Below are 18,473 nucleotides of genomic sequence, written 5' to 3'. Positions count from 1 at the left end.
CCAACCAGTGTCGTGATGCATTCACTTGGTTCATGCCATCATGCACTGGTTTTTTGTTTGAGCAACGACTTCTCCAAATTTGGCTGGTGCCTCCATTTGGATAGAAGCACGAGGAGGGATATTTATGGCAGTTACGAATGCGCCGGGGACAGCGCTGTCATCATCTGCCGGTTTGCTTGATCGGGAACGGATCATCGCAAAACCGGGTTTTAATCGCTGGCTGGTGCCACCAGCAGCGCTTGCCATTCATCTTTGCATCGGCATGGCCTATGGTTTTAGCGTCTTCTGGCTGCCGCTCAGTAAGGCATTGGGCACCACGGTGCCTGCAAGCTGCGCTGGTCTGTCACTTGTCGGCGCGCTGTTCACCACCGAATGCAATTGGCGCGTCGCCGATCTCGGCTGGATCTACACATTGTTCTTCGTGCTGCTCGGCTGTTCCGCAGCGCTTTGGGGTGGATGGCTGGAGCGGGTTGGCCCGCGCCGTGCCGGGTTTGTTTCGGCCTGCTGCTGGTGCGGCGGCATTCTCGTCGCGGCGCTGGGGGTTTTCACCCATCAACTGTGGCTGATGTGGATCGGTGCGGGCGTGATCGGCGGCATCGGGCTTGGTCTCGGCTATATTTCTCCGGTGTCTACGCTGATCAAATGGTTTCCCGACCGGCGCGGCATGGCGACCGGCATGGCAATCATGGGCTTTGGCGGCGGGGCGATGATCGGTGCGCCGCTTGCCAACCTACTGATGGGCGTGTTCCGTTCCGATGCCGGGCCGGGCGTCTGGCAGACGTTCGTAGTCATGGCTGCCATCTATTTCGTCTTCATGATGGGCGGCGCTTTCGGTTACCGCATTCCCCCGGCTGGCTGGCGTCCAGAAGGTTGGACCCCGCCTGTTGCCAAGAGCAGCATGATTACCCATCGCCACGTGCATCTGCGTGATGCTCACAAGACCCCGCAATTCTGGCTGATCTGGGCTGTGCTCTGCCTGAATGTTTCGGCGGGTATCGGAGTGATCGGCATGGCCTCGCCCATGCTGCAGGAAATTTTCGCCGGCTCGCTGATCGGTCTGCCGGACCTGACATTCTCGCAACTGGATACCGCGCAAAAGGCACAGATTGCCGCCATCGCTGCCGGATTTACCGGATTGTTGTCGCTGTTCAACATTGGCGGACGGTTTTTCTGGGCGTCGATGTCGGACAAGATCGGGCGCAAGAACACCTATTACTGTTTTTTCCTGCTCGGCATCCTGCTGTATGCGATAGCACCGACCTTGGCGGGTCTGGGCTCCAAGGCGCTATTCGTTCTGGCGTTTGGCGTCATCCTGTCGATGTATGGCGGCGGGTTTGCCACCATTCCGGCCTATCTCGCCGATATTTTCGGAACGCAATTCGTGGGCGCCATTCATGGCCGGTTGCTGACGGCCTGGGCAACGGCGGGCATCGTCGGTCCTGTCGTGGTCAACTATATCCGCGAAGCCCAGATTGCTGCCGGGATTTCCCCCGGTCCCGCACTTTATACCGGCACGATGTATATCCTGGCCGGCATGCTGGCGCTCGGCCTTGTCGCCAATGCCTTGATCCGTCCATTGCCGGAGAAATGGTTCATGTCGGATGACGAGGTTGCCGCCCTTCAGGCCAAGACTGCCGCTGCCAGTGCTGGCCCGACCGGCTCGTTCGGCATTGGCAAGGGTGGTTTCGACGCCAAGGCGGCACTTGCCTGGGCCGTTGTCGGCATTCCCTTGCTCTGGGGTGTTTGGGTCACTCTGCGCAGCACGCTGGTGCTGTTTGGCTAACCAACCTTGCCATGCCGCCCTGCTTAGGCAGGGCGGCATTTCGCATAACAGAACAAAAAGCACCAAAACAAAAAAAGCGGCCCGATGAGGCCGCTTTCGATACTATTGGTTTTTAATGATCAGGCCGCCAGCTCTTCCAGCTCGCTGCCCTTGAACATTTTGGAAAGGTTCAGGAAGCAGATCATACCGTTTTCATTGGCGATGATGCCTTCGGAAAACGTCTTGTCGAAAGAGGCCGAAACTTCAGGTACCGGCTGAACCTGGCTGGAGGGGATGGTCAGGATGTCGGACACCCGGTCGACCAGCATGCCGATGACCATATTGTGCACTTCAGCGACGACAATGGCGGAGCGCTCATTGGCAACCGTGCTCTTCATGCCGAGCTTGTAGGCAAGATCAATGATCGGAATGACTGAACCGCGCAGGTTCATCACACCGATCACATCGGCTGGTGCATGCGGAATGGGCGTGGAAGGCGCCCAGCCGCGGATTTCCCGGATTGTGGTGGTCTTGACGCAGAACTCCTGGTCATGCAGGCGAAACGCGATGATTTCGAGGTTTTCACCGCCGAAGCTGGTAGGGGTAATAGGTGTTGCCATGATATCCGTCCCGCCTGTCTTTCGCCCTCCGCTTCCTGTAAACAGGTTACCCGCCGGGGCTGTATTGCGATCATTAGTCTGATGTTCGTCCATGCGATGCGTAGCGATTGCCGCTACGCCGCATATTTGTCATGGCTCATCCTAGCGGAAGAATGTTTCTCAAATCTAAATTGTTCGAGCAGGTTGCGCAGGTTTTCGGTTTGCTGGGCGAGACCATGGCTCGCCGCCGAGCTTTCTTCCACCATGGCGGCATTTTGCTGGGTATTCTGGTCCATGGTGTTGACGGCCTTGTTGATTTCTCTAAGGCCGGTTGCCTGTTCCCGAGACGCTTCGACAATGGCGCCGATATTGCGGTTGACCTCCTGAACTTCCGCCAGGATCGTCGTCAGCGCCTTGCCGGTTTCACCCACCAGCGACACGCCGGTTTCGACCTGGCTGGTCGACGTGGTAATCAGCAGCTTGATTTCCTTGGCGGCCTTGGCAGAGCGTTGTGCCAGTTCGCGTACTTCCTGGGCAACGACGGCAAAGCCTTTGCCTGCCTCGCCCGCGCGGGCGGCTTCAACTCCGGCATTCAGCGCCAGAAGGTTGGTCTGGAAGGCGATATCGTCAATCACGCCAATGATGTTTGAAATCTCATTGGAGGAGTTTTCAATCTGGCCCATGGCGTCAATGGCGTTGCGAACCACCTGGCTGGAGGCTTCAGCCTGGGCCTTGGTGCGCGCAACGAGATTGGCGGCTTCTGCTGCCCGCTTTGCGCTGTCGGTGACCGTCTGGGTTACTTCCTCAAGGGCTGCGGCGGTTTCCTCGACAGAGGCAGCCTGCTGCTCGGTGCGGCGGGAAAGATCGTCAGAAGCAGATTTGATCTGGTTGGTTCCAGCGGCGATTGCGTTGGCGTTCATGGCCACGGTTCGCATCGCGGTTGTCAGTTTTTCCATGGCATTGTTGAGGTCCATCCGGATTTGGTCGAGGCCTGACACAAAAGGCCGCTCCAGCGTCACCGTTAGGTCGCCATCCGAAAGAGCCTGCAAAGCGTGCCCGATTTCCTGTACGCACCGCACCCGGTCAGTGACATCGGTGGCGAATTTCACCACCTTGATTACCCTGCCGTCGGCATCAAAGATCGGGTTATAGGAGGCTTGAATCCATGTCACCTTGCCGCCTTTGCCGATGCGCTTGAACTCTTCTGCGATGAACTCGCCATTGCTGAGTTTTTCCCAAAACAGCTTGTAGTCGCGGCTCGCGGTATAGGAAGGCTCGCAGAACATCGAATGATGCTTGCCCTGGATCTCGGCCAAGCTATATCCCAGCACTTTCAGGAAGTTTTCGTTGGCAGTAAGAATCTCTCCGGTCTTGGTAAATTCAATGACTGCCTGAGCGCGTGAAATCGCAGCCATTTTGCCGCGGTCTTCCAGGGTCTGCAACTGGGCAGCGGTGACATCAGTTGCGATCTTGACCACCTTGTAAGGCTTGCCTCTGGAATTGCAGACCGGATTATAGGAGCCGTTGATCCAGACTTCCTGACCTGCCTTGTTGATCCGCTTGAAGGTAGCCGTTTCCGATTGTCCGTCTGCAAGCTTTTTCCAGAATGCCTTGTATGGCGCAGAGGACACATAGGAGGGATCACAAAACAGCGCATGCTTGCGCCCTTTGAGTTCCTCGGGCCGATACCCCATCAAACGACAGAAGACGTCGTTGGTGGTGATAATCGTGCCTTCGAGATCGAACTCGATCACGGCCTGCGATTTTGCAAGCGCCGACAGAATGTTTTCTGCATCTGAACCGAAACCCAGCATCGTTCTTCCTCTGTGTCCTGTAGCAGGCGTGTCCTGTTGGGGCATTCCCTGATGACGCCGCGGTGCTTGTATTTCTCGAACCATACCAACGCTCGAAGATGTGAATCGCATCCTCGCCTTGGGGAGTTGCAGGTTGAATACGAAAATCATTTTCAATGACTGTTCGTATAATTCTTCAGTGTGATCGATTTTTTAGATCCAAGGGCCTATGCATAACGCCGAACCGTATTGGCTCGTGTGACGTCAAGTAAGGAGAGCAATCTCACATGCTTTGTTGTGTGATCGATGGCTTTGTTGTGTGATCGATGGCCTTGCCTTGGCTTAACCCCTATATTCATACAGATATTTTATTAAAAAATAGCTATTCAAGCTTTCCTTTGAATAGCGTCGACACCTCTGGTCTTTTAGGGCCGTTAAGGACACTGGACTTCGGGAGCTTCTCAGGCTGAATTTTACCGAGAGTTCGCTGTACAATTTCTTAAGTCCTCGCCGTATTTAACGAGAAAACGATCCAGAGTGTAAAAAATATTTAGTCGAGATTTATGCCTGCGATAAAGCGCTGGCGATCCATGGTCTTGTTTGTCCGTAATTCCCTGAACTACCTCGATTTGAGAAATTCTAAAGTAAATTCAGGGTGTTGTGCATCGCGCGCTTATAAGGCTACGATGCCATGCAGCGAGTAGACCGCGCCTTGAACCTATCGGAGACGTTTTGAGTCTGACGGTCTCTAGTATTCCTTCTCATAGAATACGCCGCCGCCGCTCGATCCACTGGCGCCTGCTTCACCTTTCAGCTTGAAGCCACGACCGACATCCAGGTTGATCACGGCTTTGCTGCCGGTGCTGCCCTGCTGGAATTCAAGATAGGTTTTGTCGTTCAGGTATTTTCCGGCGCTGAACTGGGTATTGCCCTTGGAATCGGTGCTGATGTCGAGATCGTCGACGCCAACGGCGCTGCGAAGACTGTTGAACAGCGATGTCGAATTACCACCGCCCAACTGACCGACGGCATCCGCCAATTGAGCAATTTGCAGTGGCGACAGTTTCGCCATCGACTGGCCGAAAATAAGCTGTGCCAGGACCTCGTCCTGCGGCAGGGCGGGGGCGGAGGAAAAACTGATATCCGGGTCGGTTGCCACGCCGGATACCTTGGCTGTCAGCGTCGTGCTGCCTGATGTGCTGGTAGCCTCGAAGTCGACAACCGGGATAAGGCCACCGCTGAAGGTGATTTTGCCTGAGCTGAAATCCAGCCGCTTGGTGAGAATGACCATCCGGCCCCGCCGCATGGTGAAGGCGCCCGAGACTTGCGGTGCTGCGATACTGCCCTTGATGGTCACGGTGCCGTTCAGTTCGGCGTCGATCCCGCGTCCGCGCACGAAGATTTGCGAGGGAGCCGCGATTTGCAGGTCGAGCAGAACCGGCGAGTTGCTGCCGTCCCCCGTTTTCTCCGGATTGAGAATTGCCGTCTGGCGGCGCACGTCGGCGGGGGCGTTCTTGTGCTTGATGTCGAGTTGGGCAATCGATCCCGGCAGCCGGGAGGGAATGGTGATCGATGTCTTGTCGAGCGTCAGCTTGCCGGACAGGGTCGGTCCATCCATCAAGGGGCCTTTCAACCCCATGGTGCCGTTGACGGTCGCGGTGACCAGCGTACCATCGATATAGATGGCGTTGTCGAGCTTGATTGTAAGGTCGCTGGGCAATCCCTGAGCTTTCAGGTCGATCGTGCCGGTCGCCGACACCCTGCCTCCGGCGGAAATCCTGCCGGTTGCGGAGTTGATCCGGGCCTGATCGCCGGTCAAGGCAATGTCCACGGCCAATTGCTCAAGAGCGATATTGTGCTTCACATCAATCAGCCGGGCCTTGGCCGTGCTGATGGTGCCGGATAAAGCCGGGGATGACAGGGTGCCGCCAATGCGGATATCGCCATTGGCATTGCCTTCCGCCGTCAATCCTTGCTTGGTCAACAGGCCCTGCAAGGCGCTGAGCGGCAGATTGGCCTTGAATGCCATATTGATGGGCTTGTCACCTTCAAGGGACAACGAGCCGCCGCCCGTGACATTCAGGCCGCCGCCACCGGACACGCGGCTGTCCACGGACAGGCGGTTTTCGGCAAAGGTGCCGGAGGCTGCAATCGCCAGAGGCGGCAGGCCGGCGGCCTGCATCTGCGTGACACTGGCATCATCGAGGCGCAGGTCATAAGCGATCTTCGGAGCGGATGTGCTGCCGGTGGCGGTGATCTTGCCGGAGAGTGTGCCGCTAGCGCCAAGGTTGGCAGAGAGTGTATTGGCAAGCGAGGCGGGGAGCGCGTTGATCTGCGCTGTCATATCCAAAACCGCGCCTGCCTTGCCAGCGACCGTGATTGTGCCGCTGCCCGCCTTGATGGTCAGCGTCTCGATTGTCGCCGTGCCATTTTCCACGGTGATATCAGTGGGCCGGGCTAGCGTTACGGCGATGCCGCGTGGGCTGATTGCAAAATCCTGCAGGGCAATGCCGATACTATTGCCATCCTGCTGCACCAGCGCTTTTCCGGTCAAAGGTGCATTGTCATATCGTCCCGATAGGTTGATATCGGTGCGGGTTCCTCTCCGGTCGAACTGAAGCGCCAACTGTTCCACAAGAGCAGAGCCGGTGGAGATCCGGTCCGCCTTCACCATGCCCTGCAAGGCCAGCGATTGGAGGTCGTTGGTGGTGACATCGACCGATGGCTGGGCGATTGTTGTCGTGCCCTGGCGAATGGCGGTGCCATTGGCCTTGATCCGGGCGGCAATCTTGCCATTGGCCTCATCCAGTCTGATGGAGCCTTTCAGATCGCCCGATGCGGTCTGTCCGCCAAGGGCGGCCAGCAGGCCCAGATCGGGAAAGTCAAAATCGACAGAACCGCTGGGAAGACGCGCACGGGAAAAGTTCAGGGCGCCCTTCAAGCTGTTGTCACCCACCGTCAAACTCAGATCCGGCAGGGAGATGATGCCGTCTTTGGAGGTGAGGTTGAGGTTGGAGCGCACCGGCTTGCCATCCAGCGCGCCTTGCGCGGTCAGCGTCGCAGAAGGCGCGCCGCGTGTCAGGTCGGCTTTCGCCGCCATGGAAAAACCAGTGAGGGCGCGGCCGGCAAGCTTTGCTGCGTCGATGGTGATCGTGCCATTGGTCTGCAAGGCACTGACAGGACCATTGGCCTGGAGGTCGAACGCCGCCTTGCCCGATGCATTGGCCTGCAAGATGCTGAGATCAGTGACTGTTCCCGAGAGAGTGGCGGCGAGCTGCTGTCTGGCAAAAGACAGTTTGCCCGAAGCGTTCAGCAGTCGTGTTTCCAGTGTAAAGCCTGGAATGACAATTCCATCACCTGCGGAATAGCGTGCCTCGCCGGAAAGCTTCACCATATTGGTTTGCTCCGTGCCACCAGGCGTTCCCACCAGCTTTTCCGTCACGGCCTGTGGCAGGGCTTCAGGCCGGGCAAACAGTAAATACTCCGCCTCCACGGCCTTGCTGGCGAGGGTATAGGTGGCCGTCACGCTGCCACCAAGCGCCGGGCTTTCGATGGTAAGCGGTTGGGCGGTGATCTGCTGAGGGCTGACCGCAATCGGGGCCTTGAGGGTCAGCGGCGCCTTTATGGCGCGCGCCTGCGTCGGGTCCGTCAGCTGCGCCTGCTGCACGGTCAGTATGGTATCGATGCTGCCGGAACGGGTTGTCAGGTTGAAAGCCGGAGCGCTTGCCTTAAGAGCAATGCCGCCAAACGTGCCCTGCGGCAGTGCCAGGCTCTCCAGCGATGCGGTCGTTTCAAGCTTTGCCGCTTCGGCAGCCCCGGTCAGGCTGAATGTCAGGCCGGAGACTTGGGCGGCGAGGGTGCCATCTTCCAGCGGCCAACGGATCGCGGCTGGGCCATTCTTGCCGGTCAGTGTGGCATGAAGGGAATTTTCGCCTTTCGGCGTATAGGTGCCGCTGGCGGCAAGCGACAGGCTGCCGGTCTCGACGCTGCCTTTTTCCACGCTCAAGGCACCGTCATCGGAAAGACGCGCGGCAATATCGATCATCGTCTTGCCAGCAAACAGGTCGCGAAGATTGGCGGGCAACAGGCTATCGAAGGCACCGGCACCATTGATGGCCACATGCCGACCGTCCGCAGCCAGTCTATGGGTGGTGGTGATGTCTAATCGCGGTGTACCGTCGAGCGTTGCCGTCAGCGATCCCTTCCAGTCGTTGATCGGACCGCCGCCCTTGACCGTGATGGCAAGCGCCGGATCATCCGGCAATTGCAGCAGGTTGGCGAGGATTCCGCCCTTCGGCTCCTGCAGGGTGGCATCAACATCCAGCCGGTTCTGCTGCGGCGCGTAGGCGAGCTGGGCCGACAGGTTTGCCTGCGGCAGATCTGCACGGCTCACTGTCAGCTGCGAGGTGATGGCTTGCGGGTTCGCCGCACTACCTCTCTGGGCCTCGACATTGCCGTCCAAAGCCAGTTTGGCCGCAGTGCCGATCAGCGGTTGTTCCAGCCGGATTTCCGGCACGGACACCCGCTCGACCCTGACATCCACCGGCAGGCTGAAGCCATTGCTGCTGGAGGTTTCTGCCGTCGTCTCCACGGTCGGCAAGGGCTTGCGGGCCAGGGTCAGGGAGGCGGCCTTGATCTGCGAGGCCTCAAAACGGCGTGACATCAGCGCCAGCGGCGACCAGTCGATGGAGAGATCCTGAATTCGGCCATAAGCACCGTTCGCGTCGGAAACGGTGATTGTGTCCACCCGCAAATGACCGTCCAGCAGGCCGCTGATCCCGTCCACGCCGATGATCCGATTTGGCTTCGACACCAGTGAGGCGACGAAATCGCCGATGAAGCGGCTGCCGAACTGCGTCGTGCCGATCAGCGTCAGCGCCACGACCAGCATCGCAGCCAGCACCAGCAAACCATAGGCGAGGATGCGGCCAAGGCCTGAGAATAGGGTTTTGAGTGCGCTCACTGTCTGTTCCGACCTTCTTCTGTCCCGAAAGGCTACTTCTTCGTCAGAAACTTTGTCCAATACCGACATATATGCCGTATTTGTCGCCGTCGGGATAGGGATTGAGCGGCACGGCCACATCCAGTCGGATCGGGCCGAACGGCGTCGCATAGCGCAGGCCGATGCCCGCGCCTGCCTTGATATCGGAGAAATCGGGCACATGCCCACTGGACACGGTGCCGACGTCGAAGAACGGCACCAGGCCAATCGTTTCGGTAATACCGATGCGCGTTTCCAGTGAGGCTGTCATGTAGGAAAGCCCGCCGGTGGCGTCATCCGCGCTGTTTCTGGGCGAAATGCTCTGATAGCCATAGCCGCGCACCGAGCCGCCGCCGCCAGCGAAGAACCGTCTTGTTGCCGGAATATCGGCAAGACTGCCAGTGCCGAACAAAGTCCCTACCGCAAGTTTGCCCGCCAGCACCACCCGGTCTTCCGCGCCAAGCCCGTAATAGCCGGAAATCGACCCTTCGAAATTGGAAAATACGGTACTGCCGAAGAATTCATAGCTTGGCGCGGCACTGAGCGTGGCGCGGTAGCCTGTGGTCGGGTTCATCTTGTTGTCGCGGGTATCGCGCACGTAATCGAGAGGCACGGAAAAGGTCAGATAATCGTTTCGGCCAAAGGCATCATCGATCCGGGCATATTCCAGCGCGGTTGCTGCCGAGACCGTGTCATAATCATTCAATTCGTAGGCATAGCCCAGCTTGCCGGTGATGGTGTCGGCATCATAGGAATCGGTGCTGAGTGTTGCCGCCTTGATCGACGCTTCCAATGTACCGGATGGCAGGAGAAAACCCGGCTTGGTAAAGGTGATCCCAGCGGAATAATCGAAATCCGTCGCATCGGTTCTCTCGCCAATACCACTGACGGTGCCTTCGATCCGGACGGATTCCGCCTGGCCAAACAGGTTGCGGTGGCCCCAATAGCCCTGCAATCCCGCGCCGTCGATGGTGTCATAGGTTGCGCCGGCCCCGAAATAACGGAATTTGCCTTCCGAGGCGGTGATATTCAGAGGGATGGCACCTTGCGGGTTGAGTGTGTCGGCTTGCGTCACAGTCACGCTGGAGAAGACGTTCAGTTTGCGCAAGCGGTCGGAGGCCTTGCGCAGATCTTCCGGCGAATAGGGCTGACCGGCCTTGAGCCGTGAATATTTCTGCACGAAACCAGGATCAATGGCCTTGGTGCCGGAGACCCTAACCGGACCGAGGGGCGCGACAGGCCCTGCGGATATACCAATGGTCACATCAACCTGGTTATTGCGATGGTCGGCCACCACCTGCCGTTCGGAAATGCGGGCAAGAGGACGGCTTTGCGCTTTGAGATCATCGGCCATCTTGTTGGCGGCCTTGATAATTGCCAGAGACCCGGCAGGCTTGCCCGCCACCAGATCATAGGCGGTTGGATCGAGCTTTGCGGCATCGCCGGTCAACGTTACCTTGCCGAGCGTAAAGACCGGGCCGGGCTCGACCTCTATTTTGACCGGCACGGGTTTCGTGCGAGGAAATTCAGGATTGGGGGGCAGGCTATCCAGGGGCGTGCCATTGACCGTTATGGTAATGACGCCGCCGTAATAGGAGTGTTCGTAAAGTGTCGCCAGCAGCCGTTCCCGGTCCTCGCGGGCCTTGATGACCACGCCAAGATCGCCGGAGACCGGCTTGTCCTTCTCCTGGATCAGCTGCGAGCTTTGCTCCAGCGCATCTTTCAGGTCGCCGGAAGCATCTTTCGCATCGCGATTGACTGAAGCTTCTTTCGACTGGAGATCGACAGAATAACGCACGGGATCGACGACATCCGTTTTGCCTTCATCGCGGCCCCACAGGGTTATCCCGAAAATCTTGAAGGCATAGGCGTCAACGGGAAACGACAAGGCTGCCGCACCCACGACGACACATGCCAGAGCGGTGCCTGACGTCCGAAACGCTTTACTGACATTCGGCAATGTCACCCTACTCGGTTTAAACAGTGTCTGAAGTCCTCAATCTGGCTGGAGCAAAACCATCCCGCACCCCTTGCTCCGAAATCGCTATTCCCATCCGCGATTATAGCCGGAAAAGTTCATCGGTGAACTTTTCCGGTATTCTTATTGCCACCGCCGGATCTGACCGAGAACGGCTGGGTCCGGCGGTGGCTGGATATCAGTAGCCGCGTGGGCAATTGTCGACGTAGCGACGGCCGTAGCGGTCACGATAGTAGCACTGGCCCGGCTGCTCGTTGACGCGTCCGATGATGGCGCCCGCTACGCCACCCACGGCAGCACCAACCGCGGCACCGCGGACATTGCCAGTTGCGACGCCGCCGATGATGGCGCCCGACGCTGCGCCAATGCCGGCGCCCTTTTCGGTTTCCGTGCAACCGGCGACTGCCAGGCCTGCCAGAATGAGTATAATTGCCTTTTTCATGTCCATCTCCGTATTGGATTTATCCGGATACCAAGGTCTCGCCGATCGTTCTTTTCCTGGCCAGATTTGGGTCTTCCGGCGCGTCCGCCCCTGCGCTGATATTTTGTTATGCAGCATTATTTGTCGTCTTTTGACGCATTTCCTGCCGATTGTTGTCCATTGCTGGCCAATTGCTGGAATCCCAACATTGCCAAAACATATAGCGAGAGCGCCGAATGTCCACCGGAAACACTCTGTTTTTTAAGGTGTCTCTCAAAGCGATTGTCAGCATGGACGATTTTTTTCGCGATAGGCGACTTATGGCAATGATCACTGAAGATAGTCGCTCATATTCCGGTTGTGAATACCGCTAATTTGCAATTGCCGACATAGCTGAGGACGATGGGTGGTAACCCATATTAAAGTTATTTTGTTTTAGTTTATTCTATAATAAATGTCTGCTGTGTTCGGGTTCACTCTCGCCGTCTGCGTCTTCAAGCTTGACACAGATCAAGTCTGTTTGGATCCGTATCGGCTAGTGAATGAACATGCGGCCTGCGGCGATGGGGGAGATCGATCGTCGGGCAGCGATGGTGGCAGTGGTTATCGAACCCCGCATCAGCGCCGGTGCCTTTTGTCGCAGTTTAGAATCACTTTAAGGGGTTGACCGCTGCCCCGAACGATCTCAAAAGAGATCCAGGAAGATTGGAGCAGGCGCAATGGATTTTGAAGCGTTTTTCAAGAGCGAACTGGATGGCCTGCACGAAGAAGGCCGTTACCGGGTTTTTGCCGATCTTGAGCGCCAGCGCGGCAATTTTCCACGTGCCACCCGCTACACGGAAAACGGTCAGCATGACGTGACCGTCTGGTGTTCGAACGACTACCTGGGCATGGGCCAGAACGAACAGGTCGTCGAGGCGATGAAAAACGCCATCGATCACTGTGGCGCGGGTGCTGGAGGCACCCGCAATATTTCCGGCACCAATCACTATCATGTTCTGCTGGAGCAGGAACTGGCCGACTTGCATGGCAAGGAACAGGCGCTGATTTTCACGTCAGGCTATATTTCCAACTGGGCGACGCTCGGTACGCTTGGGCAGAAAATCCCTGGCCTGATCATCTTTTCCGATGCCCTGAACCATGCCTCGATGATCGAAGGCATCCGCTATGCGAAATGCGAACGGGTGATCTGGAAGCATAACGACGTCAAGGATCTGGAAGCCAAGCTGAAGGCCGCCGATCCCAAGGCACCGAAGCTGATCGCCTTTGAGAGCGTCTATTCGATGGATGGCGATATCGCGCCGATCAGGGAAATCTGCGATCTGGCTGACCGCTACGGCGCCATGACCTATCTGGACGAAGTGCATGCGGTCGGCATGTACGGGCCGCGCGGCGGCGGCGTTGCCGAGCGTGAAGGCATCATGGACCGTCTGACGATCATCGAAGGCACGCTTGGCAAGGCATTTGGGGTGATGGGCGGCTATATCACCGCCTCGACCGCCTTGTGTGATTTCGTCCGTTCGTTTGCGTCAGGTTTTATCTTTACGACAGCTTTGCCACCGTCGCTGGCTGCCGGTGCAGTTGCGTCGATCCGGCATTTGAAGTCCAGCCAGATCGAGCGTTTCGCCCATCAGGAACGGGTACGCCGGTTGCGGTCGCTTCTGGATGCGCGCGGTATTCCTCATATGCCCAATCCCAGCCATATCGTGCCGGTCCTGGTTGGCGATGCCGCCAAATGCAAATGGATCTCCGATATCCTGCTCGACAATTTCAATATCTATGTGCAGCCCATCAATTACCCGACAGTGCCGAAGAAAACCGAGCGCCTGCGCATCACCCCAACGCCGTTGCATAGCGATGCCGATGTCGATCATCTGGTCGGCGCCCTGCATCAGCTCTGGTCGAGATGTGCGCTGGCGCGGGCTGTCGCCTGATTTTTCCATTTCACTCTTGCGCAGGTTGTGCGGGTCATGGTCACATGGCCCGCATTTTGTTTTAGGGGAGGGATGGGATGTCGATTGTCGAGCGGGTCAACCGCGTGCTGGAAGAGGCTGTGTCAAGCGAGGCTCTGGTTGGGGCGGTGGTCATGGTGTTCAGGCACGGACAGCCCCTGCTGCGGCGGGCCATTGGCTATGCGGATCGGGAAGCGCGTATTCCAATGCAGTTCGATAGGATTTTTCGTTTCGCATCCGTCACAAAACCATTTGTCGCGGTCACGGCACTCACTCTGGTCGACAAGGGATTGCTGGGGCTTGACGATCTGGTGGCTGATCATCTTCCCTGGTTCCGGCCCAAGACGCCAGCCGGCACCTTCGCCGCCATCACGGTGCGTCATCTGCTCACTCACACATCGGGTCTGACCTATGATCCGGCGCTGCAAAGGCTGCCGCGGGAGCGGGCCATCAATCTCGGTCTTCTCGATACGGATCTGACGGTTGAGGAAAATTTCAGCCGCCATAATGCCATTCCGCTGGCTTTTGCCCCTGGCGAGCGTTGGGGCTATTCTATCGCCACGGATCTGCTGGGCGCAGTTGTTGCCAAGGTGCATGGTGCGAGCCGTGCAGGGGAGCAGGACGAAGATGATGGGGCAGCAGCTCCGGTTCCTGGCGCAACAAGCAAGACGGCATTCGCCCAGTATTTCGGCTCTATCGAAGGCAGAAACCTGCTGGAGGCGGCGGTGGTCGAGCATGTCTGCGACCCCTTGCGGCTGACGGATGCTCGTTTCCATGTGAGGGATATGGCGCGGCTTGCGGTTCCGTATCGGGACGGCGAACAAAGGGCCGAGCGGATGGAGGAGCGATGGAAGGCTGCGGCTCCATGGGGCGGCGAGGGGCCGGCTTTTTCCCCCTCGCGGATTTTCAATCCCCGTGCCTTCCAGTCCGGTGGTGGAGGAATGGCCGGTACAGCGCTGGATGTCCTGACGCTGCTTGAAACCATTCGTACTGGCGGCGGTGGACTGATGTCACCCGAGCTTGCGCAAATGTGTCTCTCCAACCAGATCGGCGATCTCCCCATGGGGCTTCCCGGCAAGCGCTTCAGCTTTCTCGGTGCTGTCATCACCGATTCCGCCGCAGCGGCCACCGCCTTGCCGCCGGGCGCGGTGCAATGGGGTGGTGTCTATGGCAATACCTGGTTCATCGTTCCCGAGGCCGGTTTGACCGTGGTCAGCCTGAGCAATACGGCATTGGAAGGCTGTGATGGCACGTATGTCGAGCGCTTGCGTGCCGCGGTATGTGCGGCTGCATAGGTCCTGAAGCCGTAATCGGCTCAAGAAAAATTATGCAGCAGATTTAAAGAGTTGCAGCATTCTGGATTACCGCATGCGGCCTTGGTTCAGGATGACCTCCTGGGCACGGCGTCGTGCCTGCGCATCGGCGGCAAAGACATCGGCAATCACGGTCGCTGGTGCCAAGCTCATGAGATGATCCATAACATCCTCGACCACATCGGCCATGTCGAGAAAACCGATTTTTTCCTCGACAAAAGCCTCAAAGGCACATTCCTCGGCGGCGTTCAACACGGCGCCCTGCAAGCCGCCGCGCTCAAGCGCCGTACGGGCGAGACGGATGGCCGGAAAGCGGTCCAGGTCCGGCGCTTCGAAATCCAGCCGCGCCAGCTTGGTGAAATCCAACCGGTCCACATCCAGCGCCGCGCGTTTCGGATAGCTCAGCGCATAACCGATGGCGGTTCGCATATCCGGCACGCCAAGCTGGGCCAGTACCGAGCCGTCACTATAGCCCACCATGGAGTGAACGATAGACTGCGGATGGACGATAACCTCGATCTGGTCGGGTGTCAGATCGAACAGGTGCTTTGCCTCGATCATCTCCAGCGCCTTGTTGAACATCGAGGCGCTGCCAATCGACACCTTCAGTCCCATGGACCAATTTGGATGGGCGCGGGCGGTTTGAACACTCACATCGGCCATCTGCTGGCGGGTGAAGGTGCGAAATGGCCCGCCCGAGGCGGTCAACACGATGCGCTCCAGTGTGTCGCGGTGATTTTCGTCCAGGCATTGGAAAATCGCCGAATGCTCACTATCGACGGGGATAATCTTGCCGCCGCCCTTGCGTACCGTCTCGATGAACAATTCGCCTGCCGAAACAAGGCATTCCTTATTGGCCAGCGCGATATCGGCGCCGCGTGCGGCGGCGGTCAAGGTCGGCTGCAAACCGGCGGTGCCGACAATGGCGGCCATCACCCAGTCGGCCTCAAGGCATGCTGCTTCCTGTAACCCGCTGCTGCCGGCTGCAACGTCGATACCGCTGCCCGACAACAGGTCTTTCAAGGCAATATATTGATTTTCGTCGGAGGTAACCGCCAGCTTTGCGCCTGTCAGCAATGCCTGCTCCGCCAGAAGCGCGACATTGCCGTGCCCTGTCAGGGCCATGATATCGAAGCGATCGCGCCCGCCCATTTGTCTGATCACATCAAGTGTGTTGGTTCCGATAGAGCCGGTCGACCCCAGAATGGTGAGGCGGCGGGGCTGGGACGTGGCGGTATTCATAGATATATCCGGCAATTGCACCTGTTCCCCATGCGTCTACAGGGGAATGGGCAGGGCGGCAAGCTTCAAGCCGATGGCGTGCGTTGGTGGACCGTGAAAGGCCCCTTGAGGGCTGCGGACGATTTGATACGGCACAGCCAGCCCCTACCTATCCTTAGAAGGATATGGACCAGATATCTGGGCAATTTTTCGATTGAAGATGATAAATCCAGCAGTTTTACTAGGTTGGACTGCTCTTCATGCGTGGGTTAAACGCATGGTATGTCAGAATGTCGGCTTTGTCGCGACCGCCAACTTGCCTCGCTCATTCAGCGATACAACCACTATCGTGCTTGCTGCAATCAGCGCAGCCCCTATTACTAGAACAATCATTGCCCACCTTTTCGACCTTCATGCCGCTTGGTGCCACATTAGCACAACTTAACCTTGCTCCAAGCTTGATTTCACGTTTAGGCCTTCACAAATAGATTCAAATTTTAAGAATTTGGCAGTAAAGTTGAGCATTGAATAAACATTAACCTCCAATCAACGAATTAACCATAAAGATTGTAGGACACGGAGGAATGGGCGCGTTGCGCGTCCCACCCGGCATGATGCCAGTCCCACCGTACCGGTTCCGATCCGGTATCTCCAGTACAGAGCGGTTCTCAAGGTTATGCGGCGTATAGCGTATCCATGCGGACGATTTAACAGGTGATGGCGGTCAGTTCCTGGTTCGACAGGGCCGACCCCGCGGGGATTGGCAATTGGTTCAGCACGCTGAGGCAGAACGGACAGGTGGATCGCAGGCTGGCAGCTTGCGGGACCGGCTGAATTTTGCCGGACTGGACCAGGATGCTTGCAGTCTTTTGCGCCGCCACCGGGTCGGGCTGGAGCCTGAGGTGGAAACGGGTCTGCGCGCGTTTTTTCGCAAGCTGCAGACGGCACCCGATGCGGCCCGTCAGTTTACCGGCGAGAGGCAGATCGACCGCCTCCATGATCTCTATGTTTCCCACTGGGAAGTAATGACCGACGCGCGTTTCGATGCGCTCTATGCCGAACGTGTCAAGGTGCTGGCTGATAGCCAGAGCCGGATGGGGCTCGACCCCCGTTGGCAGATTGCCGGCCATGCCGTTGTTCTGGAGGGCCTGGTCAGTTCCGTCTTCGCCGATCTTGCCAATCGCGGCTTCATGCCGTCCTCGCGCAAGCGAGCCGCCGAATTGCAGGCGCTGGTCAGTGCGCTCATTCGTCTGGTCATGGTGGATGTGGAAATTGCCGTTTCCCTGCGCTTCAACGAATTGCGCCTCAAGCATCATCGCGACATGGCCGACCTGCGGCGCAAGGAGCGCGCCAGCGTCACGGATCTGTTTCAGGGCGCATTCACGGCGCTGTCGCAGGGCGATCTGTCCAGCCGGTTGAACACGGATGTCCCGGAGGAATACCAGGATCTCGTGTCGAGTTTCAATGGCGCGATGGAGAGCATTTGCGCTGCGGTTTCCGTTATGGACGCCAGCCGCCGCACAGCGGAAGAGGTCAGCGCCGCCCTTGGTGAGCAAGGGGCCGCGCTGGGTGTGCGGGCCGATGAAGCAGCGGCGGACCTTGATGCGGCAAGCGCCAGCCTGCGGCAGGTGACCGAAACGGTCAGCCATAACGCGGCGCAGTCGAAACTCACCGAGCAGGCTGTCGAGATGACCGTCAAGGCGGTTGAAGCGAGCGGCGAGGTGGTTGGCAAGGCCATCGCCGCCATGGCGGATATCGAAACCTCTGCCGAGCAGATCGGCCATATTATCGGCTCCATCGATGAAATTGCCTTTCAGACCAATCTTCTGGCCTTGAACGCCGGGATCGAGGCGGCCCGTGCCGGTGATTCCGGTCGGGGCTTTGCCGTCGTTGCCCAGGAAGTGCGGGCCTTGGCCCAGCGTTCCGCCGACAGTGCGCGGGAAATCAAGGCCCTGGTTGCGGCCACCAAACATCAGGTCGAAGCCGGGGTGGAGATGGTCAATCGCACCCAGGATGCGATTTCCAGCATCGTCACGCAGGTCGTCGATATCAATCGATCGGTCTCGGTGATGGCGGGCGAAACGGCCAAACAGGCCGCAGCCCTGGATAGCGTCGCTTGTGTGCTGGAAGCCCAGGGCGAAACATCGCGTGCAAGCGCGCAGTTGTCACGCCAGGCGGCGGATGACAGTGCCGACCTGCATACGGTGATCGTCGAGCTTGGCAAGACCGTGCGGCAATTCACCATTGAGCGCACCCAATATCATGGCAGCCAGACCAACCCGTCGAACGGTTACCCGGTACCATCAGCGCAAGCGGCAGAGCTGCCGATGGTGGCTTTTTCCGAGGACTTCGGGGGGCACGATTTTTTAGTGCCGATTCGGGCAGGAGGCCTTTCGATGTGAGCGGTTTATTTACCTACCTCTTATACAACGGAGGAAGGTTCGGGATGAAAC

General features: G+C 58.1%; 10 protein-coding genes. 4 read left to right on the top strand and 6 right to left on the bottom strand.

Going from position 1 to position 18,473, the window contains the following annotated elements; genetic code table 11:
• The first annotated feature begins 124 nt into the window (after positions 1-124).
• A complete protein-coding gene (locus tag FS819_RS14750; protein ID WP_156547994.1) occupies positions 125-1,783 on the top strand; it encodes an OFA family MFS transporter in 1,659 nt (552 codons plus the stop codon).
• Between the two features lie 119 nt (positions 1,784-1,902).
• On the opposite strand, the gene FS819_RS14745 is transcribed toward FS819_RS14750, so the two are convergent.
• From FS819_RS14745 to FS819_RS14725, 5 genes are all read right to left on the bottom strand, one after another.
• Positions 1,903-2,382 (bottom strand): chemotaxis protein CheW, encoded by a 480-nt coding sequence (locus FS819_RS14745; protein ID WP_015917370.1) that lies wholly within the window; start codon positions 2,380-2,382, stop codon positions 1,903-1,905.
• Positions 2,383-2,495: 113 nt separating this feature from the next.
• A complete protein-coding gene (locus tag FS819_RS14740; RefSeq protein WP_234624546.1) occupies positions 2,496-4,175 on the bottom strand; it encodes a methyl-accepting chemotaxis protein in 1,680 nt (559 codons plus the stop codon).
• Between the two features lie 727 nt (positions 4,176-4,902).
• Positions 4,903-9,117 carry a translocation/assembly module TamB domain-containing protein gene (locus FS819_RS14735; RefSeq protein WP_197434097.1) on the bottom strand — a complete coding sequence of 1,405 codons (4,215 nt, stop codon included), beginning with the start codon at positions 9,115-9,117 and terminating at the stop codon, positions 4,903-4,905.
• 43 nt (positions 9,118-9,160) lie between these two features.
• A complete protein-coding gene (locus tag FS819_RS14730; RefSeq protein ID WP_409050045.1) occupies positions 9,161-11,101 on the bottom strand; it encodes an autotransporter assembly complex protein TamA in 1,941 nt (646 codons plus the stop codon).
• A 190-nt stretch (positions 11,102-11,291) separates the two neighbouring features.
• On the bottom strand, positions 11,292-11,555 hold the full coding sequence (locus FS819_RS14725; protein ID WP_015917366.1) for a YMGG-like glycine zipper-containing protein: 264 nt from the start codon (positions 11,553-11,555) through the stop codon (positions 11,292-11,294).
• Positions 11,556-12,253: 698 nt separating this feature from the next.
• Here FS819_RS14725 and hemA point away from each other — a divergent pair.
• Positions 12,254-13,468: a 5-aminolevulinate synthase gene (hemA, locus tag FS819_RS14720; protein WP_070164335.1), complete on the top strand. Its 1,215-nt coding sequence runs from the start codon at positions 12,254-12,256 to the stop codon at positions 13,466-13,468.
• 77 nt (positions 13,469-13,545) lie between these two features.
• Positions 13,546-14,781, top strand: coding sequence for a serine hydrolase domain-containing protein (locus FS819_RS14715; RefSeq protein ID WP_156547990.1), 1,236 nt, complete (start codon positions 13,546-13,548; stop codon positions 14,779-14,781).
• 66 nt (positions 14,782-14,847) lie between these two features.
• Here FS819_RS14715 and dxr read toward each other — a convergent pair whose 3' ends face one another.
• Positions 14,848-16,041, bottom strand: coding sequence for a 1-deoxy-D-xylulose-5-phosphate reductoisomerase (gene dxr / locus FS819_RS14710; RefSeq protein WP_156547989.1), 1,194 nt, complete (start codon positions 16,039-16,041; stop codon positions 14,848-14,850).
• A 746-nt stretch (positions 16,042-16,787) separates the two neighbouring features.
• Here dxr and FS819_RS14705 point away from each other — a divergent pair.
• Entirely contained in the window at positions 16,788-18,422 is a 1,635-nt protein-coding gene (locus tag FS819_RS14705) for a globin-coupled sensor protein (RefSeq protein ID WP_234624545.1), read from the top strand.
• Positions 18,423-18,473: the final 51 nt, after the last annotated feature.

Source organism: Allorhizobium sp. Av2, from assembly GCF_021462805.2.
Lineage (GTDB): Bacteria > Pseudomonadota > Alphaproteobacteria > Rhizobiales > Rhizobiaceae > Allorhizobium > Allorhizobium vitis_G.
Note: the sequence above shows the minus strand (reverse complement) of the source record. Positions and strands in the feature narration are given on the sequence as shown.